Origin of the sequence: Sanguibacter massiliensis (assembly GCF_900240335.1) — a bacterium.
Lineage (GTDB): Bacteria > Actinomycetota > Actinomycetes > Actinomycetales > Cellulomonadaceae > Flavimobilis > Flavimobilis massiliensis.
Genome location: NZ_LT964979.1, coordinates 1,978,215 through 2,002,991 on the forward strand (window position 1 = coordinate 1,978,215; position 24,777 = coordinate 2,002,991).

24 protein-coding genes are annotated in these 24,777 nt (G+C 73.1%); 14 read left to right on the top strand and 10 right to left on the bottom strand.

Going from position 1 to position 24,777, the window contains the following annotated elements:
* The first annotated feature begins 115 nt into the window (after positions 1 to 115).
* Positions 116 to 1,525 (top strand): hypothetical protein, encoded by a 1,410-nt coding sequence (locus C1729_RS09225; protein ID WP_102509678.1) that lies wholly within the window; start codon positions 116 to 118, stop codon positions 1,523 to 1,525.
* Positions 1,526 to 1,634: 109 nt separating this feature from the next.
* Complete coding sequence (locus C1729_RS09230) at positions 1,635 to 2,021, top strand: AAC(3) family N-acetyltransferase (protein WP_102509679.1); 387 nt, start codon at positions 1,635 to 1,637, stop codon at positions 2,019 to 2,021.
* Positions 2,022 to 2,088: 67 nt separating this feature from the next.
* Here the strand turns inward: C1729_RS09230 and C1729_RS09235 are convergent, their stop codons facing one another.
* Positions 2,089 to 2,517 carry a hypothetical protein gene (locus tag C1729_RS09235; protein ID WP_129590714.1) on the bottom strand — a complete coding sequence of 143 codons (429 nt, stop codon included), beginning with the start codon at positions 2,515 to 2,517 and terminating at the stop codon, positions 2,089 to 2,091.
* 115 nt (positions 2,518 to 2,632) lie between these two features.
* On the opposite strand from C1729_RS09235, the gene C1729_RS09240 reads away from it, so the two are divergent.
* The 4 genes from C1729_RS09240 to C1729_RS09255 all read left to right on the top strand — a co-directional run bounded on the left by C1729_RS09240 (position 2,633) and on the right by C1729_RS09255 (position 5,214).
* Positions 2,633 to 3,067 carry a hypothetical protein gene (locus C1729_RS09240; protein ID WP_129590715.1) on the top strand — a complete coding sequence of 145 codons (435 nt, stop codon included), beginning with the start codon at positions 2,633 to 2,635 and terminating at the stop codon, positions 3,065 to 3,067.
* Between the two features lie 13 nt (positions 3,068 to 3,080).
* Positions 3,081 to 3,533, top strand: a complete 453-nt coding sequence (locus C1729_RS09245) for a hypothetical protein (protein ID WP_102509682.1) — start codon at positions 3,081 to 3,083, stop codon at positions 3,531 to 3,533.
* Positions 3,534 to 3,859: 326 nt separating this feature from the next.
* Positions 3,860 to 4,300 (top strand): DUF6318 family protein, encoded by a 441-nt coding sequence (locus C1729_RS14340; RefSeq protein WP_129590716.1) that lies wholly within the window; start codon positions 3,860 to 3,862, stop codon positions 4,298 to 4,300.
* A complete protein-coding gene (locus C1729_RS09255) occupies positions 4,297 to 5,214 on the top strand; it encodes a PKD domain-containing protein (RefSeq protein WP_165375470.1) in 918 nt (305 codons plus the stop codon). The genes C1729_RS14340 and C1729_RS09255 overlap by 4 nt, the downstream gene beginning before the upstream one ends.
* A 94-nt stretch (positions 5,215 to 5,308) precedes the next feature.
* Here the strand turns inward: C1729_RS09255 and C1729_RS09260 are convergent, their stop codons facing one another.
* Positions 5,309 to 6,574 (bottom strand): VIT1/CCC1 transporter family protein, encoded by a 1,266-nt coding sequence (locus tag C1729_RS09260; protein WP_102509685.1) that lies wholly within the window; start codon positions 6,572 to 6,574, stop codon positions 5,309 to 5,311.
* 224 nt (positions 6,575 to 6,798) lie between these two features.
* Here C1729_RS09260 and C1729_RS09265 point away from each other — a divergent pair, with 224 nt between their 5' ends.
* From C1729_RS09265 to C1729_RS09295, 7 genes are all read left to right on the top strand, one after another.
* Positions 6,799 to 7,236: a hypothetical protein gene (locus C1729_RS09265; protein WP_102509686.1), complete on the top strand. Its 438-nt coding sequence runs from the start codon at positions 6,799 to 6,801 to the stop codon at positions 7,234 to 7,236.
* A 96-nt stretch (positions 7,237 to 7,332) separates the two neighbouring features.
* Positions 7,333 to 8,076, top strand: coding sequence for an HNH endonuclease family protein (locus tag C1729_RS09270; RefSeq protein WP_207204593.1), 744 nt, complete (start codon positions 7,333 to 7,335; stop codon positions 8,074 to 8,076).
* A 225-nt stretch (positions 8,077 to 8,301) separates the two neighbouring features.
* Positions 8,302 to 9,909 (top strand): ABC transporter substrate-binding protein, encoded by a 1,608-nt coding sequence (locus C1729_RS09275; protein ID WP_102509687.1) that lies wholly within the window; start codon positions 8,302 to 8,304, stop codon positions 9,907 to 9,909.
* 137 nt (positions 9,910 to 10,046) lie between these two features.
* Complete coding sequence (locus tag C1729_RS09280) at positions 10,047 to 11,144, top strand: ABC transporter permease (protein ID WP_242493776.1); 1,098 nt, start codon at positions 10,047 to 10,049, stop codon at positions 11,142 to 11,144.
* Complete coding sequence (locus C1729_RS09285; RefSeq protein WP_102509688.1) at positions 11,141 to 12,010, top strand: ABC transporter permease; 870 nt, start codon at positions 11,141 to 11,143, stop codon at positions 12,008 to 12,010. Before C1729_RS09280 ends, C1729_RS09285 begins: the two co-directional genes overlap by 4 nt.
* On the top strand, positions 12,007 to 13,701 hold the full coding sequence (locus C1729_RS15210; protein WP_102509689.1) for an ABC transporter ATP-binding protein: 1,695 nt from the start codon (positions 12,007 to 12,009) through the stop codon (positions 13,699 to 13,701). Before C1729_RS09285 ends, C1729_RS15210 begins: the two co-directional genes overlap by 4 nt.
* Before the next feature lie 220 nt (positions 13,702 to 13,921).
* On the top strand, positions 13,922 to 15,631 hold the full coding sequence (locus C1729_RS09295) for an amidohydrolase (protein WP_102509690.1): 1,710 nt from the start codon (positions 13,922 to 13,924) through the stop codon (positions 15,629 to 15,631).
* Between the two features lie 115 nt (positions 15,632 to 15,746).
* Here C1729_RS09295 and C1729_RS09300 read toward each other — a convergent pair whose 3' ends face one another.
* A complete protein-coding gene (locus tag C1729_RS09300) occupies positions 15,747 to 16,304 on the bottom strand; it encodes a hypothetical protein (RefSeq protein WP_102509691.1) in 558 nt (185 codons plus the stop codon).
* Positions 16,305 to 16,461: 157 nt separating this feature from the next.
* Between C1729_RS09300 and C1729_RS09305 the strand changes: the two genes are divergently transcribed.
* Positions 16,462 to 17,106: a 3'-5' exonuclease gene (locus C1729_RS09305; RefSeq protein WP_165375471.1), complete on the top strand. Its 645-nt coding sequence runs from the start codon at positions 16,462 to 16,464 to the stop codon at positions 17,104 to 17,106.
* Between the two features lie 75 nt (positions 17,107 to 17,181).
* Here C1729_RS09305 and C1729_RS09310 read toward each other — a convergent pair whose 3' ends face one another.
* From C1729_RS09310 to C1729_RS09340, 7 genes are all read right to left on the bottom strand, one after another.
* Entirely contained in the window at positions 17,182 to 17,670 is a 489-nt protein-coding gene (locus C1729_RS09310; protein WP_102509693.1) for a M15 family metallopeptidase, read from the bottom strand.
* Positions 17,671 to 17,824: 154 nt separating this feature from the next.
* Positions 17,825 to 18,205 carry a hypothetical protein gene (locus C1729_RS09315; RefSeq protein ID WP_102509694.1) on the bottom strand — a complete coding sequence of 127 codons (381 nt, stop codon included), beginning with the start codon at positions 18,203 to 18,205 and terminating at the stop codon, positions 17,825 to 17,827.
* 2 nt (positions 18,206 to 18,207) lie between these two features.
* A complete protein-coding gene (locus C1729_RS09320) occupies positions 18,208 to 21,297 on the bottom strand; it encodes an AAA family ATPase (protein WP_102509695.1) in 3,090 nt (1,029 codons plus the stop codon).
* Positions 21,297 to 22,496: an exonuclease SbcCD subunit D gene (locus C1729_RS09325; protein WP_102510618.1), complete on the bottom strand. Its 1,200-nt coding sequence runs from the start codon at positions 22,494 to 22,496 to the stop codon at positions 21,297 to 21,299. The genes C1729_RS09320 and C1729_RS09325 overlap by 1 nt, the downstream gene beginning before the upstream one ends.
* Positions 22,497 to 22,627: 131 nt before the next feature.
* Positions 22,628 to 23,428, bottom strand: coding sequence for an NYN domain-containing protein (locus tag C1729_RS09330; protein ID WP_102509696.1), 801 nt, complete (start codon positions 23,426 to 23,428; stop codon positions 22,628 to 22,630).
* Between the two features lie 177 nt (positions 23,429 to 23,605).
* The gene (locus C1729_RS09335; protein ID WP_102509697.1) at positions 23,606 to 24,082 is read right to left on the bottom strand and encodes an aminoacyl-tRNA deacylase; all 477 of its coding nucleotides are present in this window, start codon (positions 24,080 to 24,082) and stop codon (positions 23,606 to 23,608) included.
* Complete coding sequence (locus tag C1729_RS09340) at positions 24,079 to 24,774, bottom strand: hypothetical protein (protein WP_102509698.1); 696 nt, start codon at positions 24,772 to 24,774, stop codon at positions 24,079 to 24,081. Before C1729_RS09340 ends, C1729_RS09335 begins: the two co-directional genes overlap by 4 nt.
* Positions 24,775 to 24,777 lie beyond the last annotated feature (3 nt).

A 24,777-nucleotide genomic window follows, 5' to 3' on the forward strand; every position in this document is an offset into this window, starting at 1 on the left:
CGTGCCGGCACCCTGCGCACCCTCGCCCCACGGCGGGCCTCCGCCGGCACCCCCCGGCGCAGCCTCCCCCGGTGCTGCTGCCGGTGCCGCGTCCAGCGTGGCCACCGCTGCTCCCATGGCGGCCTGGCAGGTCGCGGTCGCAGTCCTCGCCGGCCTCATGCTCGTCGGCGGCACCACCTGGGCCGGCCTCGCCGCGTCCGGCGCGCTCACGGACGGCGCACCGAGCACGGCGCCCACGTCGCCCGTCGTCCCCACGAACCCGACGACGACGCCGCAACCGGACGCGACCCTGGCACCCGACCCCGCGCCGACGGCCGAGCCCGAGGCGCCCACCGTCCGCGTCGACCACACCGCGACGCCGACGACGTGGCGCCTCACGTCGCGCCACGTCGCAGGCGAGGACGTGCAGGCACCCGTCCTGTCCGCGCTGCCCCCGGCCGACCCCGCCGTCCCGCTGCCCGCCCGGACGGTCCTCACGGTCTCGACGGACGTCGCGTACCTCGCAGGCGTTGACCTAGCGACGGGCGACGTCGCGTGGCGTCGGTCCCTCGACCGCGGCGTCGCACGGTGCTTCCTCGTCGACGACGCACGTGCCGGCTGCATCGGCTGGAACGACGACGGCGTGTCGACCGTCACGCTCCTGTCCCTCGCCGACGGGACCGTGCTCGGCGAGTCACCGGTCGACGCATACGCCGTCCTCGGGCTCGCGGCTCACCCCGACGGCGTGCTCGTCGCGGGTCAGAAGGAGTGCGAGGCGCTCCTTGCCGTCGTGCCCGACGCTGGCGGGCCCGCCCTGCGCAGCGAGCTGACGCGCATCGCAGGTGAGGACGGCTGCGGGTCGGACATGATCGGCGGGATCGAGGTCAACGACAGCCTGGTCCACGTCGGCACCTACCCGGGCGGTGTCATCGCCGACCGGATCACTCTCGAGACCCTCGACGTCGCGTTCGGCCACAACGCTCCCCTGCAGCTCGAGGGCGCCGACGGGTGGACGCACGACGATGGCACCTCGGTCGTCCTGACGACCGGGGCCGTCGACGAGGTGAAGCTCTCGGGGGCACGCCTCTCTCACTACCGCTGCACGACCGCGCCGAGCTTCGTCGCCGTCGGTACGGAACGCGTACCGCTCGATGGCTCGCCGCGGACGCCCCTGCCGCCGGCCGCGATCGAGCACGACGGGATCACCGTGGCAGCATGCGACTGGGGCTTCGTCGTCGACTCCCAGTCGAGCGAGATGACGACGCCGTCGCGCGTCATCGACGCCGCGGGCACCGAGCTCTGGAGCGCCGACCTCCACGGTGCACAGACGCTCGTAGCCGGTCCGGACGCGCTCGTCATGTGGAGCTGGTCGAAGCTCATCGGCGTCTCGACGAAGGACGGCACGGAGCTCTGGTCCGTGGACGTGCCGGAGTCTTCCGTCCCCGACGGCCCGATGGACGCGCCGCTCTCCCTGCCGATCGGCCAGGCGGTCCTCATGCAGGGCGGGTCAACGATCGAGGCCCTCGTCTTCCCGGCGGTTCCCTGACCGGAGAGGCACGCGGGACGGCGCCGATCGACCGCGTGCGTCTCGCGGACGACCTGCGCGTCCTCGGCCTGCACCCCGGCGACGACGTGCACGCTAACTCGCTCACGCCGTGCGACGCGGCGAGCCGCTACGGGCGGCTCGCCGACGCGTCCTCCTGCTCGGCGGCGTCACGCACGCGTCGTCGACGTCGCTCCACGGCGTCGAGGAGCGGGCGGGCGTGCCGCACCACCTCCAGGACGCGCCGACCGAGGGCGTCGTCGTGCTGCCCGACGGCACGGAGGTCATCGTCCGCGGGCGCCTCCCCCTGTGGGGCTGGAACCGCGACTTCGAGCGCGTCGCGGACCCGCTGCTGGCCGCGGGCGTGCAGCGCAACGGACGCGTCGGCGACGGGACGGCCGTGCTCGTCGAGGCGCACGGGTACCTCGACGTGCTCGTGCCGCTGCTGCGCGCGGACCCGACGTACCTGCTTGCGGAACACGAGCGGGCGCGTGCGTGAGCCTCCGAGGAGACGTTCGATAGCCGATCCGCCCATCGCACATGTGCGGATCGGCTATGGAGGACCCTCAGTCCCTCTCGAACCCGGACTGCCCGAACCGCAACTGCGTCGCGTTCTCCCTCACGGTTCGCACCTGTTGCTCGGAGAAGCCCTCGGGTGCGCGCGCGCTGATCTCGATGCGCACCTCGAGCTCGACGCCGTCGACGACGGCGAGGTGCTGGATGACCTCCTGCGTGAGGTTCGCGAAGTCGGCGGCGTAGCGCTGTGGGTTGAGCGTCTTGACGCCGAAGAAGCGGCGCAGGACGTCGACGGGCTGCGGCACAGGCGTGGCCCGCGGTTCGGTCCTTGGTGCGCCCGCGTGGTCAGGCCCGTCCTGCGACGGATGCGGCAGGGGCACGTCGCCGATGTCGTCCGACGACGGTTCCGCGGGCGTCGCGTTCTCGGCGACCTCCTCACGGCGTCGGGCGAGCGCAAGATCCGGCCGGACGATCATCATGTCGTCTGGGATGTGCGACGGCTCCGGCTAGTCCCCGGGGAGCCACAACCACTCGGGGTGCCCCTCCTCGTTGCGGCCGCGCGCGAGCGCGAAGCCCGAGCCGGTCGCACCCGACGTGCCGCCCGCACCGCTGCCGGGCGTCGACGACCGCTCGACGACGGCCCACGTCGAGGACGTCGAGGTACATCTCGCACTCGTTGACGCACTCACGTCAACCCTCGGGACCGACGAGGTGTCCGTCGCTGCGATCGAGCTCCTGCGCGAGACCGCCGCCGAGGCCGTGGCGCTCCAGGCCGCCGTTGACCGCAAGACGGTCCAGTACGAGCAGGTGTCAGCCAGCCTCGCGTCGCTCCGGGAGCAGCGGGCCGAGGACCGCAAGCGGCTCGAGGACGAGCAGGTCGAGCACGCCGACCTACGAGCTCCTCGAGAGGGAGCGCGCGGCGGTCAAGGCGCTCCGCAACAGGCTCAGCGCCGACGGCCGAGCCGAGGACGCATGGCGCGACGTCGCTCCGTCCAAAGCCAGCACGCCGACCTTCTCCGGCTTCGCTGACCTCCTGGAGCAGATGGGCACCCTCGACGCACTCGTCTGGACGGGCGACGAGAAGGCCACGATCGACCTCGACGTCCACGATCCCGTCGCGCGTTGGGCGGGCAAGACCTGGGAGATCCTGCTCGCGCTGCAGGACTACGCCGTCGAACGCGTGGCGGGGCGCGCGCTCAACGTCGACCAATACCTGAACCACACCCCTCCCCACCTCCACGGGTACTCCGCCAACCGGCATGCCGTCGACGAGAGCAAGTCGGTGCAGGCCAGCGCCAAGCACAGCGCAGCGCGGATGCTGCGCGTGCCTAGGCACGTCGACGCGAGCGGGCGCATCTTCATGGGTGCCCACTTCGAGATCGCGCAGTCCGGCCTCATCAGCCCCCGCATGCACTACCTCGACAACGTCCACCGCGACGGCAGGCTCTACATCGGCTACATCGGCCCCCACCTGCCCACCGACCAGACGAACTGAGGCGCACCGAGCAGCCGTTATCCACAGGCCGCGCCACAGGTCGCGACCATCCGATTCCTCACCTACGTTCGGGATGATTCTGCTCCCCCGTGAGGATGACGATGCGCACACCCTTCCAACATGCCGAACGCTGCCCTTCACGCCGGACGACGTTCATGGCCCCGTCAGACTGGCGGCCGCGCCGCCCCGCGCCCCTCACCGTCGGGATCGCCGTCGTTTCTGCCATGCTGCTCGGGGCCTGCTCCTCCCAGGCACCCGTCACCGAGCAGACCTCGACGACGCCAACGCGAACCGCTCCATCCAACGCACCGCCCACGTCCCCGCCTTTGGAACCCGCTCCAGAGCCGACGAGCACCCTGCCCACACGTCGCAGCGAGTCCTCGTGGGAGGTCGTCGAGAGCTTCTTCGACGCGTACACCTACGGCCTCCAGACCGGGGACTCGTCGCGACTGAAGGCGTTGTCGTCCGCCACCTGTGCGTCGTGCGCGAACTTCATCGAGGACATCGAGGCCCTTGGCGCCCGCGAGGTCGTCGGCACCGGTGGCGCTTTCTCATTCCCGCAATCCATCGGGCATCAGAGCAAGTACGCGGAGAGGTTCGTCTGGGAGGTCCACTACCGCCAGGCGCCCATCATCTACACCCTGTCCCATCCTGACGAGAAGACTTCTGCGCCAGCTGCCTCGCACGTTCTCTTCGTCGAGCTCACCGAGACCGCGGACGGATGGGTAGTTTCTGGTGTCGCCCGAGAGGTCAACGACGAGTCATGAAGCGCACACTCGCGGCCCATCGGCACCAGGCCGCTGCCTTCTCCGTCGCGATCTGTCTCGTCGCTCTCATGAATGCAAGCAGGCCCGTGGCCGCGTCGGCCGTGGTCCCGGTTACGGAGGTGCCGGACATGTCGGCACGCTCGACCGACGACGAGATCCAGGTACGGGGTGAGCGCCACCCAGTGACGGACGCGCCAGCCACGGACCCGGGTCCGCCGGAGAGCGAGCGTCAGGCCGAGGTTTGGGAGCCCGCCGACTGCGTGCTCCTCGCGGGCGCCGACCCAATCCTCGACACCTGGTGCTCCGGCCCCCAGGACGTCGACCTCTACGAAATCGGCTGCCCCAACGGGACCGCCTTCGCCTGGCCCCTGAAGATTCGCACCCGTCCCGACAGCAACGCCGCATGGGGGCCCTGGCGCCTCATCAACTCCCCGTGCATCGAAGCCGACCCGGACGACGTGGCGACCGCGGACCCGATCGCCGACGAGCTCGCCCGCGATATCGTCACGCTGAAGATCCCCGCCAAGCACGCCCGCATCGCGCCCATCACCGACTGGTTCGCCGTCCAGACGCCCATGACCTACTACACCGACGCGGGCACGGAACAGCTCAATGTCACGGTCCTCGGGACCGCCGTCGAGCTCGAGCTCACCCCGACGTCCTACGCCTGGGACCCCGGCGACGGCTGCAAGCCCGTCCACGCCACCAAGCCCGGCAAGCGCTACCCGGACCAGACGACCACGCACACCTACACGAAGGTCGGGACCTACCGCGTCACCCTCACGACCACGTGGCACGGCCGATTCCGCATCGCCGGCACCACGACGTGGCACGACATCGAGGGCACCGGCACGACGACGCACACGACGGCGCCGTTCGAGACCCGCGAGATCCGCTCGGTCCTCACCAGCTGACAACCGTCGATAGCCGATCCACACACATGGAGCGTGCGGATCGGCTATCGAGAGGCCGGGTCAGCGGAGCGGCCAAGTCAGCGGAGCGGCCCCGTCAGCCGAGCGTCGTCCCGAACGCCAGGCCCAGCAGGTACGTCACCGCGGCGGCGCCGTAGCCGATGGCGATCTGGCGGAGCGCGCGCGTCCAGGGCGACGCCCCGGAGAGCACGCCGACGGTCGCCCCGGTGCCGAGGAGGACGATGCCGACGAGCACGGCCGCGACGATCATCGCCGCGCCGCCGGTGAGGCCGAAGAAGTACGGCAGCAGGGGCACGATCGCACCGCTCGCGAAGAGACAGAAGCTTGAGATTGCCGCACCCCACGCGCTGCCGAGCAGCTCGGCGTCGGGCCCGACGGTCTCGACGTCGTCGACCGTCGGGTCGTCGGGCGCTGCGTCGACGGCTGCGCTGTCGGCGGCCCGCGAGACATCGGCGATGCTCGCGGCCGCGCCGGGTGCGACGGCGTCGTCGGCCGCACCGTCCGCTGCGGGCGCCTCGGCGCGCGCCACGAGCTCCGCCGCGTCGGCGCGCGCGACGAGCGCGAGCGTGCGCCGCGCCTTTGCGTCCGCGGACGCGGGGTCGAGGCCCCGCGCCCGGTAGACGAGCGCAAGCTCGTTCGCGTCGACGTCGAGGTGCACGAGTGCCTCGCGCGCGTGCGGCGACGGCTGCGACGCTTTGGCGAGCTCGACCTGCGAGCGCACGGACACGAACTCGCCGGCGCCCATCGACATGGCGCCCGCGAGCAGTCCCGCGACGCCGGTCGCGAGGACCGTGCCCGTGCCGACGCCGGTCGCGCCGATGCCGAGGATGAGCGCGAGGTTCGAGACGAGGCCGTCGTTGAGGCCGAAGACGGCGGCCCGGAAGTTGCCGGACATCTCGATGCGACCGCGGGTCGCGAGCGAGCGGACGACCTCCTCGTGGATGCGTTCGTCCGCGGCCATCTGCGGGGTCGCGTCACGGTCGAGCTCGTACGCGGAGCGCGACTCGGCGTGCTGCGCGAGGGCGAGCGTGAAGACGGAGCCGAAGCGTCGTGCGCCGAACCCGAGGAGCCGTGAGTACGTCGAGCGACGCACGGACGCGGACCGCTCGGGGCCGAGGAGGGTGCGCCAGTGCTCGGCGTGCCGACCCTCGGCGTCGGCGAGGTCGAGGAGGATGTCGCGCTCGACGCCGGTACGCGCGGCCGCGAGGTCGCGGTAGATCGCGGCCTCGGCGAGCTCGTCGGCGAGGTGGTGGCGCCAGCGGCGCACGTCACGCGCCGAAGGTTCGGCAGGCGCAGGGGGCCCCTCGGGCGCGAACGTGGGGTCGGGGAGGGCGTCAGGCATGCCTCCATGGTCGCAAGCGGCCCGCACCCGGCGGCCGCACGCAGAGATCCGGGCGCCCGCACTTGAGGACGCGGCCCGGCGACGCCGTCCCACGATACGAGCGGGGACGTTGGTCCCCGTGACGTTTCTGTCCGAAAGGAGGAAGATCGCTACGTGCGCGTCCTGCGCACCTCTGCCGCGCCCGGACGGCGCGGCACCGCCATGACGACGGCAGGGGGCCGCACGTGAGCGAGGTACTCGTCCGTCCACCATCCGGGGCGCAGAGAGCGAAACCCGTCCTCTGGATCGCGATCGCGGTCCTCGGCCTCGAGGTCAGCGCCGGCCTCGTCGCCGTCTCCGTGCTCTCGTACCGCGCGGTGACAATCGCCGGGTTCAGCCAGAGCCCCGGAAGCGACGCACTCAGCCGGACTGCGGTCATCGTCGTCATGCTCGCGCTCGTCAGCGCGGCCGGCGCGATGGCGGCGGCGATCCTCCGCCACCGCATCCGTGGCGGGCCCCCCTCGCGCCTACTCGTCGGTGCGGCCGCGGCGGTTCTCGTCGCGCACGTGCTCGTTGCGCTCGGGTGCCTCGTCCGCGCGGAGTGGGCGACGGCGACGGCGGTCGTCGTCGCAGGGGTGACCCTCGGCGGTGCGTGGGCGCACTGCCTGCGCCACCGTCGCTGACAGAACCACCTGTCCACAGGCTGCGCACGGCGACGCTCGTCCACGGATCTCGACGTCACGGTCGCGCGGGCGGCGGCGACGCGCTTGGCTCACGTCGTGCCCACCGTCCCGGCCGCCGTCCGGCCTGCTCTCCGCGCTCCACGCCCCGTCGTGCTCGTCGCGGTGTGCGTCGCGCTGCTCGCGCTCGCTTGGTGGGTCTCGGTGCCGTGGCGCGCACCCGCCCGCACCTACCCCGTGACCGGGGCGGAGCTCGCCGCGGCGCGCGCGTCGCTCGCGGCCCTGCCGGAGCTCACCGCGGAGCCTCCCGAACCGTATGCGCGCACGCGCTTCGGCACCCCGTGGGCGGACGTCGACGGCAACGGCTGCAGCACGCGTGAGGACATGCTCGCGCGCGACCTAGTTGATGCGGTGAGGGACGACGACGACTGCACGGTCCTCACCGGCACGCTCACCGACCGGTACACGGGCCAGGTCCTGCCGTTCCGGAGGGGCCCGACAACGAGCGCGCGCGTGCAGATCGACCACGTCGTCGCTCTCGCCGACGCGTGGCGCACGGGCGCCTGGGCGTGGGACGACGCTCAGCGCGCCCGGCTCGCGAACGACCCGACGAACCTCCTGGCGGTCGACGGCCCGACGAACGAGGACAAGGGTGCGCAGGACGCCTCGACGTGGCTGCCGCCGTACGCGCCGTTCCGGTGCCAGTACGCGGTCCTGCGCGTGCGGGTCCGTGCCGGGTACGGGCTCGCGCTCGCGCCCGGCGAGCGCGAGGCGCTCGGGCGGGCGCTCGGGACGTGCGACGTCGCGGAGATCACGGTGACGGAGGAGGCGGCGCGGCACTAGAGTCTCCGTCCGTCACACCTTGCGTGTCGCACATCCCCGCCCGCCTTCTGGACTGTTCCAGTAGAGATTGGGTCGGGAGCCCGCGCCTCGCTACTTTTCCGCCGACGCGCGGGCCCGTCCACCCCGACGGCCAGAGAGTCTCACCGGCCCGCCCGGAACCCGCGCACGCCCCCCACCACCCGGAGCAGGGACACCCTGACCGTCACGAAAGGACTCGACACCTCGATGTCCACGACCCGCCGCCGCACCCGCGGCGCCCTCGCGACGACGCTCGCGCTCGGCCTCCTGGCGCTCGCTGCCTGCGCCCCGTCCGGCCCCGCCCCGGGCTCCACGACCACGCCCGCACCCGTGACGACCGACGCGTCGAAGGAACTCGACCAGCTCACCGTCGGCCTCGCCGCGAGCGCCGAGACCCTCGACGTCTCGACGTCCGGCCTCATGGTCGCCTACACGATCGCCGCCGTCGCCCAGGAGGGCCTCGTCGCGATCGACGACACCGGCGCGATCGTCCCCGCGCTCGCCGAGACGTGGAACACCGACGACAACACGTCGTTCGTCTACACGCTGCGCGACGCAACGTTCTCCGACGGCACGCCCGTGACGACGGACGACGTCATCGCGTCGATCAACCACTACCGCGACGGCGAGAAGGCCCCGTCGACCGCCTACTACTGGCCCGCGGTGAAGAGCGTCGAGGCCACGGGCGAGCGCGAGGTGACCATCACCCTCGAGGCACCGTCCGCGACGTTCGCGTGGACGCCGTCCGCCGCCGCAGGGCTCTTCGTCGCACCCAAGAAGTGGCTCGAGTCCGCCGGCACGATCGGCTCCCCCACCGACCTCCTCGTCGGCACCGGGCCCTACACCATCACCGAGTTCGTCCCCGGCTCTCACGTCGCCGCCGAGCGCAACGAGAAGTACTGGGGCTCCAAGGGCCGCGCCAAGACGCTCCGCCTCGACTTCATCACCGACGACAACACGCGCCTGCTCGCCTTCCAGGACGGCTCGCTCGACATCGCGTTCAACGTGCCCGTCGACCAGGCCGACCAGTGGTCGAAGGTCGAGGGCGCGCGCCTCGAGACCGTCGACGACAACTCGTGGCAGGGCCTCATGTTCAACCCGGCCACCAAGCCGTTCGACGAGCCAGAGGTCCGCCGCGCCTTCGCCCACGCGATCGACCGCGACGCGATCACAACGGGCCTCCTCAAGGGCAAGGCCACCCCCGCGACAGGCATCACCGCGCCCGGCCAGCTCGCGATCGGCACGAGCGCCGCCGACGCCGAGGCCGCGGTCGCCCAGCTGCCCGTCGCCACGTTCGACCTCGACGCCGCACGCGCCGAGCTCGCGAAGTCGTCGGTCCCCTCGGGCTTCACGACGACCCTCGCGTACCCCGACTCGATTCCGGCGCTCGGCCGCGCCTCGCTCGCGATCGCCGAGCAGCTCAAGCAGATCGGCATCACGCTCGAGGTCAAGCAGATCCCCGTGAGCGAGTGGTCGAATTCCTTCGGCAACGGCGAGGGCGTCCAGTGGATGAGCTACACGCCGCCCGTCCCCACCGACTGGCCCACCGACTGGCTGCTCGGCGAGGACAACCCCGAGGGCTTCGCCGACGAGACGATCACCGGCCTCCAGGCCGAGGCCGCCGCCGCGACGACGCCCGCCGAGCGACTCGCGAAGGTCACCGAGGCCACGAAGCTCGCGCTCGAGCAGCAGCTCTTCGCGCCCGTCTACTGGGGCACGTCGACGACCGCCGTCGGCAAGCGCGTCGCCACCGAGGGCTTCTCGCAGTACTTCTTCCAGACGCCCTGGCCGACGCGCGTCGTGCCGACCGCCTGACGCACCCGCTGGACACAGCACGTCACGCACAATGGGGGTGGCCCGCCTGCGGGCCACCCCCATTGTGCGNCGCGCACCCGGCCCCCGGGATCGCACCCCGCCGCCCTCCACCCTCACCGGAGCCGAGAACCGTCACCGTGCCCGTCGCCCGCTTCCTGCTGCGCCGCCTCGCAGCGCTGACCGCCCTCCTGGTCACGCTGTCGTTCATCGTGTTCTCGCTCCTGCACGTCGCACCGGGCAACCTCGTGAAGAACCTCCTCGGCCCGCGGCCGGCCACCCCGGAGGCCGTCGCGGCGATCCGCGAGCGCTACCACCTCGACGAGCCGTTCCTCGCGCAGTACGCCCACTGGCTCGGCGGGGTCCTGCGCGGGGACCTCGGCGTCTCGGCACGTTCGGGCACGGACATCACGACGGTCCTCGGCGACCGCGTCGGTCTCACGCTCCTCCTCGCGGGCCTCGCGGCACTCCTCGCGATCGGGGTCGGCGTGCCGCTCGGCATCCGCGCGGCGCAGCGCACCGGCTCGCTCACCGACCGGCTCATCACGGGTTCCGCGGTCGTCGGCGTCTCGGCGCCGGGCTTCGCCGTCGGCCTCCTGCTCCTCTACGTCTTCGCGGTGATGCTCAGCTGGTTCCCTATCTACGGCACGGGTGAGCCCGGCCTCGACCGGCTGCGGCACCTCGCGCTGCCGGCCGTCGCGCTCGCGCTCGGCACGGGCGCGATGGTCGTCAAGGTGACGCGCACCGCGGTCGCGCGAGAGCTCCAGCAGGACTACGTGACGTTCGCGCGCTCGCGCGGCGTGCCGGAGCGCGTCGTGCGCCGCACGTACCTGCGCAACGCGTCCGTGCCGGTCGTCACGAGCGCAGGGCTTGTCGTCGCGGGGCTCGTCGGTGGGTCGGTGCTCGTCGAGAGCGTCTTCGCGATCCCGGGGCTCGGTGTCCTCCTTGCCGACTCCATCACGTACAAGGACGTGCCCGTCGTCCAGGCGATCACGCTGCTCGTCGCGGCGACGATCGGCGTGACGACGGCGCTCGTCGACCTCTACACGGCCGTCGCCGACCCGCGCGTGCGCCGCGCGACCGTCGGGCACGGCCGCGGTCGCGGCGCCGTGGGCGCCGTCGCCGACCCGACGCTGCCCGATGCCGCCCTGCCGACGTCCGCCCAGCCCGACGGTTCCCTGCCCGGCGGCTCCCTGCCCGGCGGGACGCCCGGACCCGGCGCGGGAGGTGCCGCATGACGACGACGCTCCCCACCGAGACCGGCCTCCGCGCCCGCCTCGCCCGCGCGACCCGGCGCCTGCGCCGCGTCCCTGGCACGGTCACCGTCGCCGCGCTGCTGCTCCTCGCCGTCGCGGTCCTCGTCATCGTGCCCGTCGCGCCTCACGCATTCGACCAGGACGTCCTCCTCGGCGCGACACCCGCCGGGACGCCCGGGCACCCGCTCGGAACCGACAGCCTCGGGCGCGATGTCCTCGCGCTCACCCTCGCGGGCGCGCGCTCGGCGATCGTCGGACCCGTCGTCGTCGCGCTCGGCTCGATGCTCCTCGGGATCGTCCTCGGCACGCTCGCCGGGTACCGCGGCGGCTGGATCGACGCGGTCGTCTCCCGGTACGTCGACCTCACGCTCGCGATGCCCGCGCTGCTCCTCGCGATCGTCGTCGCGGGCGTCGTCGGCGGCGGCTACTGGATCACGGTGCTCGTCCTCGTCGTGCTCTTCTCGCCGAGCGACATCCGCATCGTCCGTGGCGCCGTCCTCCAGCACGCGCACCGGCCCTACATCGAGTCGACCCGCGTCCTCGGGCTGCCCGCGTGGCGCGTCATGTGGCGGCACCTCCTGCCGAACGTGCGCCCGCTCGTCCTCACGACGATGTTCCTCAACGTCGCGTACGCGCTCGTGTCGATGTCCGGCCTCACCTACCTCGGGCTCGGTGCCAGCCCCAGTGCCGCCGACTGGGGGCTGCAGCTCTCCGACGGCCGCGACCTGCTGTGGACAAACCCCGCCGCGTCCGTCGTCCCCGGGCTCGCGATCATCCTCGTCGCCACGGCCGTCAACCTCGTCGGCGACCACCTCTCCGAACGCCTCGACCGCGGGGAGGACGCATGACCGACGCCGCCCTCACGCTCACGGGCCTCCACGTCACCGCGGGTGCCCGCACGATCATCGACGGCCTCGACCTCACGGTGCTGCACGGTCGGACGCTCGGCGTCGTCGGCGAGTCGGGCTCGGGCAAGACCATGCTCGTCCGCGCCCTCACGGGACTCCTGCCCGCGGGCGTCGCCGCAACCGGCACGTACGAACTCGCCGGCGCACGCGTCGACCTCGCGGGCAGTCCGCGCGCGTGGGCGCGCGTGCGAGGCCGTCGCATCGTCCTCGTGCTCCAGGACCCGTTCACGTCGCTCGACCCCATGCAGCGCTGCGGCACGCAGATCCTCGCCGGACGCTCCGGGGAGCACGGGTTCCGCGCTGTGCGCGGGCGACGCGCGGACCGCGACGCCGAGGTCGCCCGGCGCCTCGCCGAGGTCGGCCTGCCCGCGCACGTCGGCCGTCAGTACCCGCACGAGCTCTCGGGCGGCATGCGGCAGCGCGTCGCGCTCGCCGCGGCGCTCGCCGCGGACCCCGACGTCCTCCTCGCCGACGAGCCGACGACCGCGCTCGACGTCACGACGCAGCGCGAGATCCTCGACCTCCTCGCGCGCATCCAGGCGGCGCGCGGCATGACCGTCGTCCTCATCACGCACGACCTCGCGCTCGCCCGCGAACGGTGCGACGACCTCGTCGTCGTCCGCGCGGGCGAGATCGTCGAGCGCGGGCCGGCCCGCGAGGTCTTCGAGAACCCGCAGCACCCGTACACGCGCCAGCTCCACGAGGCCGCCGCGGGGAGGCTCCGCGAGGGTGCGGCCGTCGGCGACGGAGCGCTCCTGCGGGTCGAGGGGCTGCGCAAGACGTTCCACGGGGCGACGGCGCCCGCGGTCGACGACGTGTCGCTCACCGTCGCGCCCGGCGAGTGCGTCGGCGTCGTCGGCGAGTCCGGTTCCGGCAAGACGACGGTCGCGCGCATCGTCGTCGGGCTCGAGACCGCGGACGCGGGACGGATCGTGTTCGCGGGCGACGGTGGCGCGTCAGGTGCTGAGCGCGTCGCGTCGCATGCGTCGGGCACAGGTGCGTCAGACACGTCGTCGTCGGGCACGTCGTCGTCGGCACGCGCCGAGCGCCGGCGCGCGAAGCGCCGGAGCGGCCTCCGCGGCACGGGCCGCGACCCGCGCGACGTGCAGATCGTCTTCCAGGACCCGTACTCCGCGCTCAACCCTGCGCTGACGGTCGGCGCGATGCTCGACGAGGCTCTCGCGGTCGGGCCGCGGACGCGGACCGTCAGCGAGCTGCTGACGATGGTCGGCCTGCCGACGTCCTACGCGCGGAGGCTGCCCGCACGGCTCTCGGGCGGTGAGCGGCAGCGTGTCGCGATCGCGCGCGCCCTCGCGCCGGAGCCGCGGCTGCTCGTGTGCGACGAGTCCGTCTCGGCGCTCGACGTCTCGGTGCAGGAGCAGATCCTCGACCTGCTGGCTGCGCTGCGGCGGGACCTCGGGCTGACGATCCTCTTCATCTCGCACGACCTCACGGTCATGCAGCAGGTGACGGACCGGGTGTACGTCATGCGGTCGGGGCGGGTCGTCGAGTCCGGGCCCACGTCGCGAGTCCTCGCGGAGCCCGAGCATCCGTACACGCGGTCGCTGCTCGCGGCGGTCCCCGGGGCTCCCATCCGCTCGACGCCGTTACCCCCGCCGTCCGATAGCTGATCCGTACACGTCACATGTCCCGATCCGCTATCGATCGCCGCGCCCAGGCTCCCGATCGCCTCGCGTAGTGGTCCGATAGCCGATCCACATACCTGAGCCGCCCCGATCGGCTATCGAGCCACATTCCCGTCCGATCCCTCTCCCGACGGGTTGACGCGTTCCCCCGTTCCATGGGTGGATCGCATCAATCCGCCGAGGAACTTCAGTCCTGGAGAGCGCCTTGACCAGCCAGCCCGCGCCCGACGTCCTCCTCGTCGGCGGCCACGTCTTCACCGCGACCCCCGGCGACGACGCACCCGCCGCCGCCGCGGTCGCCCTCACCGGCGAGCGCATCACGGCCGTCGGACCCGACGACGAGCTCCGGGCCCTCGCAGGCCCCGCGACACGCATCGTCGACGTTACCGGCCGCCTCGTGCTGCCCGGCTTCCAGGACACGCACGTCCACCCGATTCTCGCCGCGGGCATGGACGCGCGGCTCAACGTCCTCGACCAGCCCGACCTCGCCGGCACGCTCGACGCGATCGGCGCGTGGGCGGCCGCGCACCCCGAACTCGAGTGGGTGACGGGCTGGGGTTGGCAGGCCGACCACTTCGACGGCGGCTTCCCGACGCGGCAGCAGCTCGACGCGCTCGTCCCGGACCGCCCCGCGTTCCTCCACCGCTCCGACGGTCACGCGTCATGGGTCAACACGCGCGCGATCGAACTTGCAGGCCTCGACGACGATGGCTCGGGCCGCCCGCCCGCGGACCCGCCGGGCGGCTACGTGCAGCGCGACGCCGACGGCCGCGCGACCGGCGTGCTCATCGAGTGGGCGACGGGCCTCGTCGAGAAGCACGTGCCCGACGCGCCGCTCGACGACCGCCTCGCGCACCTCCTCGCGGGCCAGCGCGCGCTGCTCGCGCAGGGCATCACCGCGTGGCAGGACGCCTCCGTGCGGCCCGCCGAGCAGGAGGTCTACGAGCTTGCCGACTCCCGCGGCGAGCTCGTCGCGACCGTCGTCGGAGCGCTGCGCTGGGAGCACGAGCGCGGCTTCGAGCAGGTCGCGGAGCTCGTCGAGCGTCGGGCGGCGATCGAGGAGCGCGCCGCAGCGCGCGGCGCCCCGTCCCGCTTCCGGCCGACGAGCGTGAAGATCATGCACGACGGCGTCGTCGACGGCTCCCTCACGGCCGCGATGCTCGACCCCTACCTCGACGCCGACGGCACGGTGTCGACGAACCGCGGCGACTCCTACCACTCGACCGAAGACCTCGACCGGCTCGTCACCGCGCTCATGGCCGAGGGCTTCCAGCCGCACTTCCACGCGATCGGCGACCGCGGCGTGCGCGAGTGCCTCGACGCGGTCGGGCGGGCGCGCGCGTCGCTCGGCCGTCACGCGCCGCACCACGACGCGTCGGGCCGCGACGTGCGGCCGATCGTCTCCCACGTCCAGGTCGTCCACCCCGACGACCGCGCGCGCGTCGCCGAGCTGGGGACGGTGATCTCTGCGCAGCCCCTGTGGGCGAACTGCGAGGACGTGCAGACCGAGCTGACGATGCCGTTCCTCGGCGAGGAGCGCTCCGCGTGGCAGTACCCGTTCGCGTCGCTCGCGGCCGCCGGCGCGCCGCTCGCGGGCGGCTCGGACTGGCCCGTCTCGACCGCCGACCCGCTCCAGGGCATCCACACGGCCGTGACGCGCAGGCTCCACGGCGAGGACCGCACCCCGCTCTACCCCGAGGAGGCGCTCCCGCTTGCGGAGGCCGTGCGGATGTACACGTACGGCTCGGCCGTCGCGAACCACCGGGAGGACGAGTCGGGGCAGGTCGCGCCCGGGCTGCTCGCGGATCTTGCGATCATCGACCGCAACATCTTCGCGGCGCCCGCCGACGAGATCGGCGCAGCACGCGTCGTGGCGACGTGGGTCCGCGGGGTCGAGGTCCACGCTGCCTACTGACGGCGCGCCGCCCGCGTCGGCGCTCTCACCTCGCCGGACGCGCGTGGCGCCTCGCCAGCGCGGCGCCTCACCGAGGACCGATTGACGCTGCGCACCCGTTCAACAGGGGAAGGCGTCAATCCGTCGACGCAGCGGGGGGCGCGGACGCGCGGGTCGGCGCGAACGGCCGGGCGCACCACGGCAGCGCGACGACCACGGCGGCTGCTGCGACCGCCGCGGACACGAAGACACCCGGCAGAGCCTCCCCCGCGAAGGCGTCGGGCGCGACGCCCCACCACACAAGGACGCAGCCGGCCGCCGAGAGGCCCGCGAGCGCGAGCCGGAGCGTCAGCGGCAGGACTCCTGCGTGCCGGCGTGCCACACGCTGAACCGCCGGGGTCGACGCCGCCGCGACGACGAGTCCCGCCACGATGCCGATCATCGAGCCGAGGGCCAGCCCCGCACCCGCGTAGTCCGATCGCAGAAGCGTCGCTTCAGCGCCGATCGCGCCCGCGGCCGCGCCGCCGAGCGCACCGAGCGTGAACGTCCGGGCCGCGACGTCGAGCTTCCGGTCCCGCACCGGGTCGACGTGCGGTCCGCCGGAGAGCACAGGCTCGGTAAGGACGCCGCGCGCGGCCTCGCGGCGTTCGCGCGCCGTCCGGCGGAGTGCAGGCCCGTTCGCGTCGTCCGTCATGGCCTGATCCAAGCAGCGCCCCGACGACGACGTCCACCCCCGAACATGTGCCCGCCCAACGCCCCTGAGACGCCCTCGTCACGACGGACTGACGCCGCGCTCCCGTTCGATGGGCGGGACGCATCAATCGGTCGGGGCGCCGTGGCAGGATCGGGGCGTGCCCTACGCCGTCATCGACACCGAGACCACAGGTTTCTCGCCCGCCAAGGGTGACCGCATGCTCGAGATCGCCGTCGTCCGGCTCGACGACGCGGGCGAGGTGCTCGACACGTGGGAGACGCTGCTCGACCCGGGGTGCAGCGTCGGGGCGACGCACGTCCACGGGATCACGGCGGCGGACGTCGTCGGCGCGCCCGTCTTCCGTGAGGTCGCGGCGCACGTCACGGGGCTGCTCGCGGGGCACGTCGTCGTCGGGCACAACGTCGACTTCGACCTGCGGTTCCTCACCGCGGAGCTCGCGGCAGCGAGCGTGCCGTTGACGCTCGGCGGCAAGCTGTGCACGCAGCGGCTCGCGGCCGACTACCTGCCGGGGCCGAAGCGCACGCTCGCGGTGTGCTGCGAGCAGGCGGGGATCGTCAACGATCACGCGCACTCGGCGCTCGGGGACACGCTCGCGACGGCCGAGCTCTTCGCGTTCTACCTGCGGCACCATGGCGGCTCGCCGCCGTGGGCGGCGGCGGTCGCGCGGGCTGCCCACGCCTTGCCGGGGACGGACCTCTTCGCGGCGCTCACGGCGCCTCCGCTCCCCCGCACCCACACCCGCACCCGCACCCGCACCCGCACCCACTCTCCCGCGAGATAGGTGATTCACGCCGAGATAGCGCCTGTCGAGCGCTATCTCGGCGGTAGACCGCTATCTCGCGGACGGGTGGACGCGTCAGGGTTGGTACGTCCAGTGCCAGGGCTCCTCCGCGATGGTCTCCGCGAAGCCGTGGTCGGCCGCGTGCTCGCGCATCCACTCGACCTCTTCCCAGTCGAGCGTGAGGTCGACGCTCAGACCCAGCCCGTGCTCCGACGTCCCCGGCGCGGCGGCGCGTCCACCCTCGGAGAGCAGACCGAACTCCTCGACCATCGCCACCTGCGCGTCGTAGTCGCGATACGCGGAGTTGACGGTCCACGTGACGTCGGCCTTCTTCGCGGCCTTCTCGAGCCTGCGGAACGCGGCGGCGGCGTCCTTGCGCAGCTCGTAGCCACCACCGATCGACGTGAGCTCGTCGGCCGTGAGGCGTCCATTCTTGTCGGAGCGGCGGGCGAGCTCGGTCGTGGGGGCGTCAGCCTCCGCGGTCGCGGAGCGCACGAGGGGGGGTCCGCCGACGGCGACGACGAGCAGGACGATGACCGCGAGGACGCGGCGGACGAGGTGCATGCGGAAACCGTAGCGCGAGTGAGGAGTCGGACAGATCCGCCCTCGGTATGACTGCGACGCGTGATCGTCCACCTGGGTCGCAGCGGGTCGACGACCCGGCAGGGCCGACTTTTCGCTCGGCCGGCCGCCGTTCCACGCGGGGGCGTGCGTCAGATCAGGTGGGATCGGGTGCGGCGCCGGGCCACCCGGTGGTGTCGAGGACGTGCGCGGCGACGCCGGGTCGGTCGAGCTCGGTGTGGAGCGCAGCCACGACCGCGCTGTTGCCGCACCCGGAGACGACGACGCCCTGCGCGCCGTGCGCGCGGTGGACGCCGATCATCGCGGCGAGGCCAGCGGCCTTGACGCGGAGGTTCGGCTCGTCGTCGGCCGGTGCGGGACGGCACATGCCGAGGTCGTCGGTGTCGATGCGGCCGACGTGCATGTCGCGCTCGAGCAGCGTCGCGTACGTCCAGTACGAGGCGTCCGACTTGCCGGATCCGCCCGACCCGACGAGCCAGTGGACGGGGAAAGTTTGTGCGTCGGGGATCGCAGCCATGGTCAGACCCCGGCGACGACGTCGAGCGTCGAGGATCCGTCGGGGCGGCGCCGCACGGAGATGCGGTCGGCGATCGCCTGCTTCATCGCGTCGACGTGGGAGACGACGCCGACGGTGCGCCCGCCGGCCTGGAGGTGGCTGAGCTCGGTCATGACGAGCTCGAGCGTGTCGGGGTCGAGCGATCCGAAGCCTTCGTCGACGAAGAGCGTGCCAAGGTCGATGCCGCCGGCCTCCGCGGTGACGACGTCGGCGAGGCCGAGCGCGAGGCACAGCGACACGTAGAACGTCTCGCCGCCGGAGAGGGTCGTGGGCTCGCGGTCGTCCTCGGTCGAGTGGTCGCGCACACGCAGCGCGAGGCCGAGGCGGCGGCCACCGCCCTTCTCTTTGGCGTCGGAGCGGCGCAGTTCGTAGCGGCCGGATGACATCTGGCGGAGCCGGTCGTTGGCGGCGTCGAGCACCTCGTCGAAGCGGCGCGCGAGGACGTACGTCGAGAGGGTGAGTGCGGCGGCGTTGTCGGACGTCGACGCGTCGGCGAGGTTGGCCATGCGGATGACGGGAGCCGTCGACGCGTGGATGCCCACGGCGGCGGTGACGGCCGCGACGACGTCGGCGGCGCCGCTGCGGGCGCGGGTGAGCGCGTCGTCCGCGGTGGCGGCCGCGGCGACGGCCGCGTCGCGCCTCTCGCGGGTCTCGTCGAGGGCGGCTTCTGCGGCCTCGAGCGCGGCGGTCGCGGTCGCGGTGTCGACGTCGGCGGGGAGCGCCGCGATCTCGGGCTCGGCGAGGGCCGCGCGTTCCGCGGCCACCTGCTGCTCGTACAGCGTGGTCGACGACTCAAGGGCCTGGACTGATGTGCGGTCGAGGACGGCGGCACGGGCTTCGTCGGCGCTGCTGAGCTCGGCCTCGGCGAGCGCGTCCGCGAGCGCGGTCCGCGCGGCATCGAGCGCTTCGCTGGCGAGCCGTGCAGCGGTCTGGGCGGCGGCGACCGCGGCGAGGAGTCCCTCCTGCTCGACGAGGTCGTCGTGGACGGCGGCGAGCGTCGGCGGTTCAGCGTCCGGTGCGGCGTGCTCGGCCCGTGCCGCGGCCACCTTGTCCGTGTCGGCGACGAGGGTCGCACGGTCGGCCTCGATCGAGGCCTCGGCGGTGGTCGTGGCGTCGCGCGCGGCGTCGACCGTGGTGCGCAGCGCGGCGGTCGCGGCGTCATGGGCGGCGATCTCGCGCGCGAGGGTCTCGGCGTCGCGCGCGGCGGCGGTCGCAGCGGCGAGGGCGCCGGCCGCCGCATCGACGGCGACGTCCGCGGCGGTGGCGTCGAGTCCGCCGGTGCGCTCGACGAGCGTCGCGCGCTCGGCGTCGAGCGCGGAGCGTATGTCGCGCGCCTCCTGGGCCTGAGCCTCAGCAGCGGCGCGGGCGTCGGCTGCGGCCTCGACCTGCTCGGGCGAGACGTGGTCGTCCCCGAGGGGCGCGGGGGCGGGGTGCTCGGTCGATCCGCACACGACGCACGGCTCGCCGTCGACGAGGTCGCGTGCGAGCTCGCCGGCGATTCCGTCGATCCGTGCGAGGCGCAGCGCAGCCTCGCGCTCGACGGCACTCGTGGCGGTCGCGAGGCGGGTGGCGAGGACGGGGTCGGCCTCGGCGATGCGCTGGTCATGGCGGGCGCGCGCGTCGACCGCGCGTCGAACGGCGAGCGCTGCGGTGTGGTCGGCCTCACGTTGCGGGACGAGCGCGGCGCCCTGCTGCGCCTCACCGAGGCGTTCCGCGAGCGCGGCCCGCTCGGAGGGGCGTGCGGCGAGCGCCGCGGCGTCGGCCTCGGCGGTCTCACGCTGGCGGGCGACGGCGGCGACGCGCTTCTCGAGCGTTGCTGCTCGCTCCGCGAGGCTGGCCTCGAGGTCGACGAGGTGCTCGAGCTTGGTCGCAGCGGTGCCGCGCGCGGCAGCGAGCACTGCGGCGTCAGCGTCAGGGGCTGCGAGGAGCGCGGCGACGACGGGGTGCTCGCGTGCGCTCGCGAGGACGTCGTCGTGCGCGCGCATCGCGGCGACGTGCGCGGTCGTGCTCCTCTCGACATCGTCGAGACGGGCGACGACGCCCGCGGCACGTCGGGCGGCGGCGAGTCGCGCGACGTCGTGGGCCTGCTGCTCGGCGCGCGCCTCGAGCTCGGTGAGGCGCCCGGCCGCGGACTCGCGCCGTGTGACGAGGGCGAGCGAGGACCGTGCGAGACGGGCGACGCCCTCGCGCTCGGCGTGCGCTGCTGTCGCGGTGTCGCGGGCGGCGAGCGCGAGGCTGTGCTCGGTCTCGAGGCGGGAGAGGGGCGCGGGGACGAGCGCGACGAGCGCCTCCGAGGGATCGGGGGCGGCGGCGAGCGCGCGGGGCTCGGCGGCGGCGGCCCCGGCGAGGCCGCTCGCGGACGCTGCGGCGGCGGGCGCGATCTGGGCGTCGGAGTCCTTGCGGGCGGCGAGCGCGGTCTTGCGGGCGTCAACGAGTCTGCTCTGGACGCGCTGGTAGATCTCGGTGCCGAAGACCTTCTGGAGGAGCGTCGAGCGGTCCTCGGGCCTGGCGCGGAGGAAGCTCGCGAACTCGCCCTGCGGCAGGACGATCGTCTGGACGAGCTGCTCGCGGGTGAGCCCGACGATGCGCGTCATCTCGGTGCCGACCTCGTCGGCGCGCCCGGAGAGGAACGTGCCGGGGGTCTGGTCGCCGAGGTCGCGGCCGAGGTCGAGCGCGTCGAGGTCGGTGGTGGACAGCTCCCAGAGCTTGGCGGTGGCCTGCTGCCTCGTCGTACCGGTGCCGCGCTGCTTGGGACGGTCGTAGGCGGGGCTGCGACGCACGCGGTAGATGCCGGCGCCGGTCTCGAGGACGAGGTCGACGTACGACTCGGTGCCGGGTCCGACGTGCGTCGAGCGGAGCCTGTCGTCGCTCGCGGCGTCGGCGGCGACCTTGCCGTAGAGGGCGTAGACGATCGCGTCGATGATCGTCGACTTGCCGGCGCCCGTCGGGCCTTCGAGCAGGTAGAGGCCGCTCGCACCGAGGCGTGCGAAGTCGATCGTGTGGCGGTCGGGGTAGGGGCCGACGGCCTGGAACGTGAGGGTGTGGAGGCGCATCAGGCGCTCACCTCTGTGCGCTGCGCGGCCTCGAGGGCGTCGCGGAGGACGGCCTGCTCGGCGCCGTCGGGCGCGCCGCCGCGGACGTGCTCGACGAAGCCGCAGCACACGTCGAACGGGTCGGAGGCTGCGGTGACGGTGCGCGGGCCGGAGGCCGCGCCGCGGTCGGGCGGGTCGTGGAGGATGACGAGCGCGTGCGGCATGACGTCCTTGACGCGCGTGACGAGATGCTCGGGACGTTGCGCGTCGGTGACGGTGACGCGCACCCAGTCCGCGGCGTGCGCCGCACCGAGCGCGCCCGTGATCTCGTCGAACGTGCCGCGCACGTCGGCGAGCCCGCGCGGGACGGGTGCGGGCAGGAGCTCGGGCTCGCCGACGACGCCGCCCGGGCCGAGCTCGACGAGGACGGTCGACTTGCGGTGGTCCTTCTCGGAGAAGGAGTACGCGAGGGGCGAGCCTGAGTAGCGGGCGACGGTGCGCGTGCCGTCCGGCCCGTCGGCGACGGGGACGCGCTGCGGCCCGTGGAGGTGGCCGAGCGCGACGTAGTCGACGCCGCGCAGCACGCCGGCGGGCACGCTGTCGACGCCGCCGACGCGGATGTCCCGCTCCGACTCGCTCGCCTCGCCGCCGACGACGAACGTGTGGGCGGCGAGCACTGCAGGGACACGCGCAGGATCGGCGGCGCGTCGCGCGTCGAGGTCCGCGCGCACCCGGGCGGTCGCGGCGGCCGTCACGGCCTCGTGCGACCGGGCGAGCGGCTCCCCACCGGGCTCGGCGAGCCGATGGCGGGCGTCGTCGGGGTCGAGGTACGGCAGGGCGTACACGTACGCGCCGACGCCGCCGTCGCGGTCCCGCAGGACGACGGGCGTCCCGACGTCCGCGACCGCCGCGCGCACGTGGAGGCCGTCGCGCATGAGCTCGGCCCCGAAGCCGAGGCGCGTCGCGGAGTCGTGGTTGCCGGGCGTGAGGACGACCTGCGTCACCTCGGAGAGGCGCCGCAGCACGTCGGAGAGCATGCGGACGGCCTCGACGGGCGGAATCGCACGGTCGTAGACGTCACCGGCGACGACGACCGCGTCAACCTCACGCTCACGCACGGTCCCGACGAGATGGTCGAGGAACTCGGCCTGGTGCCCGAGCAGGTCGACGCCGTGCAGCGTGCGCCCGAGGTGCCAGTCGGAGGTGTGGAGGATCCGCATGCGCCGCACGCTACCCCGAGCCCCCGACATTCCCCGAGGCACCCCACGCCCCACCGCAAAATCCGAGCAGATGGCTACTGGCAGCAACCATCTGCGCGAACTCTCGCGCGGGGGGCGTAGGCGTCCCCGGATCAGTTGTGCGTCGGGCCCGTCTTCCCTGTCCGACGGACTCGCACGTACACGGCCGCCCCCGCCCCCTTCTTCAGCTCGAGCGTCGGCTGCGCCTTGAGCAGGAGGTGAAGCTGGGCGAACCCGTGTTGCTTAGGTGTGAAGGACGGGCGCAGCGTCTTCATCGTCGAACCGAGTTTGCCGAGATGCACCCACCCGTCCTCATCTGCGGCACCGCTGATCGCTGCCTTGAGAAGATCGATCGGGACGGGAGGTCGCTTCTTCATCGGAGTCGCTGCTGGTTGCGCGGCCGGAGCGACGGCAGCGGAGGGTGCGGGTCTCGTCGCCGCGGCAGCCGGTCGCACGCGTACGGCGGCCGCTCGCAGCTCGTCGAACGCGATGAACGCGTCGCAGGCCGCGACGAAAGCCGTCGGGGTCGACCGCTCGCCGAAGCCGTGGACGATCTTTCCGCTCTCCCGTAGGCGCGACGCGAGCCGCGTGAAATCGCTGTCGGAAGAGACGATGCAGAAGCCGTCAAGGTCAGCGGTGTGCAGCAGGTCCATCGCATCGATGATGAGCGCAGAGTCCGTCGCGTTCTTGCCCTGCGTGTAGGCGAACTGTTGGATCGGCTGAAGTGAGTGCTCGAGGAGCACGGACTTCCAGCCGCCGAGCCGCGAGGCGGTCCAGTCCCCGTAGACGCGCCTCACGACCGCCCTACCGAGGTTGGAGACCCTCCCAAGGAGCGGTGCGATGATCGCTGACGACGCATTGTCACCGTCGATGAGCACGGCGAGGCGTGGCTGCTGATTCCGTGAGCCAGTCATGAAATCCCCCTGTAGACCGGTCATGTGGTCCGCGTCCCCACGCTACAGAACGTCGAGGTGCGGTAGTAGCGGCTCGCCGGCGGAGACGTGGACGACCCCGTCGGGCTGCTCTTCCCACCGCAAAATCCGAGCAGATGGCTACTGGCAGCAACCATCTGCGCGGAATCGTGGTGAGGACTAGAGCGGATCCGTGACGTCGGCGACGGTCGCGTCGAGCACGCGCACGAGGTCGGCGCCGTCGACGGTCGCGGCCGTGCCGTGCGCGCCTGCGCCGATCGATACCTGCCCGACGACCCGTGCGTCGGCGACGACGGGCCAGGCGGTCGTTGCACCGAACGGGGTGATCGTGCCGCGCTCGTAGCCTGTGACCTCGAACGCCGTCGCGGCGTCGGGCATCGACATGCGCGAGACGCCGAGGAGCTCGCGCAGCTTGGGCCAGGAGATCTGACGGTCGCCAGGCACGAGGACGAGCAGGAAGTCGCCCTCGCCGCGTCTCACGACGAGCGTCTTGATGATGCCCGACGGTTCCACGCCGCGTGCTGCGGCGGCCTCGGCGAGCGAGGACACGCGCCCGTGCGTCGTCAACGTGAACGGGATCCCGGACGCTTCGAGAGCTGCGCGGGCGCGGGAGGCGCCGTCGGGGGAGGTGGTCATGCGTCGGATCCTCGACGATCGAGGTCCGGGGCCTGCCCGCCCGCGGGTGTGCTGGCTGTGCGCCCGGCGCGCGCGCTCGTGTCTGTCCCGTCGGCGCGAGAGTCCCGTGGGAGGCGGGGAAACTCCGCGAGCTGCGCCCGACGCGCCCTCACAAACAGCACCACGAGCACGATGAGCGCCGCGAACGCGAGCATGACGACGATCTGCCCGTACATGACGGTCCCGCCCGACGCGACCCACAGGTCGAGGTTCGACGGCGGCTCGACAGGCAGCAGCGACCCGTCCGACGCGGTCGCGGTCGGCGTCGGCGTCCCGTGGATTTCGCCGCGCGCCGCGGCCTCCTGGGCTGCAGCGGTCCCGGGCGCGAGCAGCATCGCGACACCCCACGGCAGCCCGACGGCCCAGACGACGGCGAGCACGAGGTAGCGCATCGGCACGAAGCGCCGGTTCATGCGCAGCGGCGACGCGTCGGACGTGAACCCGCGCAGCGCGATGGTCACGCCGACGGCGTAGACGACGACGAACGCGAGCAACCAGCCCTTCGTCAGCTCGGACTCCTCGTCCTTCACCCACACGACGAGCGCGAGGAGCGGCAGCACGAGGAGCAGGAGCCCGACGGTCGCGTCCCCCGGCGCGGGCGGCGTGCAGCGCTGGCCCGTGCGGGCGCAGGTGGCGGGGCGGTCGACGCTCATGCG

Bases quoted from the DNA above. Each gene is read 5' to 3' on its own strand.
- C1729_RS09235 (WP_129590714.1), bottom strand. From the start codon at position 2,517: ATGATGATCGTCCGGCCGGATCTTGCGCTCGCCCGACGCCGTGAGGAG.
- C1729_RS09315 (WP_102509694.1), bottom strand. From the start codon at position 18,205: ATGGCTGCGATCCCCGACGCACAAACTTTCCCCGTCCACTGGCTCGTC.
- C1729_RS15210 (WP_102509689.1), top strand. From the start codon at position 12,007: ATGACCGACGCCGCCCTCACGCTCACGGGCCTCCACGTCACCGCGGGT.
- C1729_RS09225 (WP_102509678.1), top strand. From the start codon at position 116: ATGGCGGCCTGGCAGGTCGCGGTCGCAGTCCTCGCCGGCCTCATGCTC.
- C1729_RS09340 (WP_102509698.1), bottom strand. From the start codon at position 24,774: ATGAGCGTCGACCGCCCCGCCACCTGCGCCCGCACGGGCCAGCGCTGC.
- C1729_RS09255 (WP_165375470.1), top strand. From the start codon at position 4,297: ATGAAGCGCACACTCGCGGCCCATCGGCACCAGGCCGCTGCCTTCTCC.
- C1729_RS09320 (WP_102509695.1), bottom strand. From the start codon at position 21,297: ATGCGCCTCCACACCCTCACGTTCCAGGCCGTCGGCCCCTACCCCGAC.
- C1729_RS09275 (WP_102509687.1), top strand. From the start codon at position 8,302: ATGTCCACGACCCGCCGCCGCACCCGCGGCGCCCTCGCGACGACGCTC.
- C1729_RS09310 (WP_102509693.1), bottom strand. From the start codon at position 17,670: ATGCACCTCGTCCGCCGCGTCCTCGCGGTCATCGTCCTGCTCGTCGTC.
- C1729_RS09325 (WP_102510618.1), bottom strand. From the start codon at position 22,496: ATGCGGATCCTCCACACCTCCGACTGGCACCTCGGGCGCACGCTGCAC.
- C1729_RS09285 (WP_102509688.1), top strand. From the start codon at position 11,141: ATGACGACGACGCTCCCCACCGAGACCGGCCTCCGCGCCCGCCTCGCC.
- C1729_RS09335 (WP_102509697.1), bottom strand. From the start codon at position 24,082: ATGACCACCTCCCCCGACGGCGCCTCCCGCGCCCGCGCAGCTCTCGAA.
- C1729_RS09330 (WP_102509696.1), bottom strand. From the start codon at position 23,428: ATGACTGGCTCACGGAATCAGCAGCCACGCCTCGCCGTGCTCATCGAC.
- C1729_RS09300 (WP_102509691.1), bottom strand. From the start codon at position 16,304: ATGACGGACGACGCGAACGGGCCTGCACTCCGCCGGACGGCGCGCGAA.
- C1729_RS09260 (WP_102509685.1), bottom strand. From the start codon at position 6,574: ATGCCTGACGCCCTCCCCGACCCCACGTTCGCGCCCGAGGGGCCCCCT.
- C1729_RS09245 (WP_102509682.1), top strand. From the start codon at position 3,081: ATGGGCACCCTCGACGCACTCGTCTGGACGGGCGACGAGAAGGCCACG.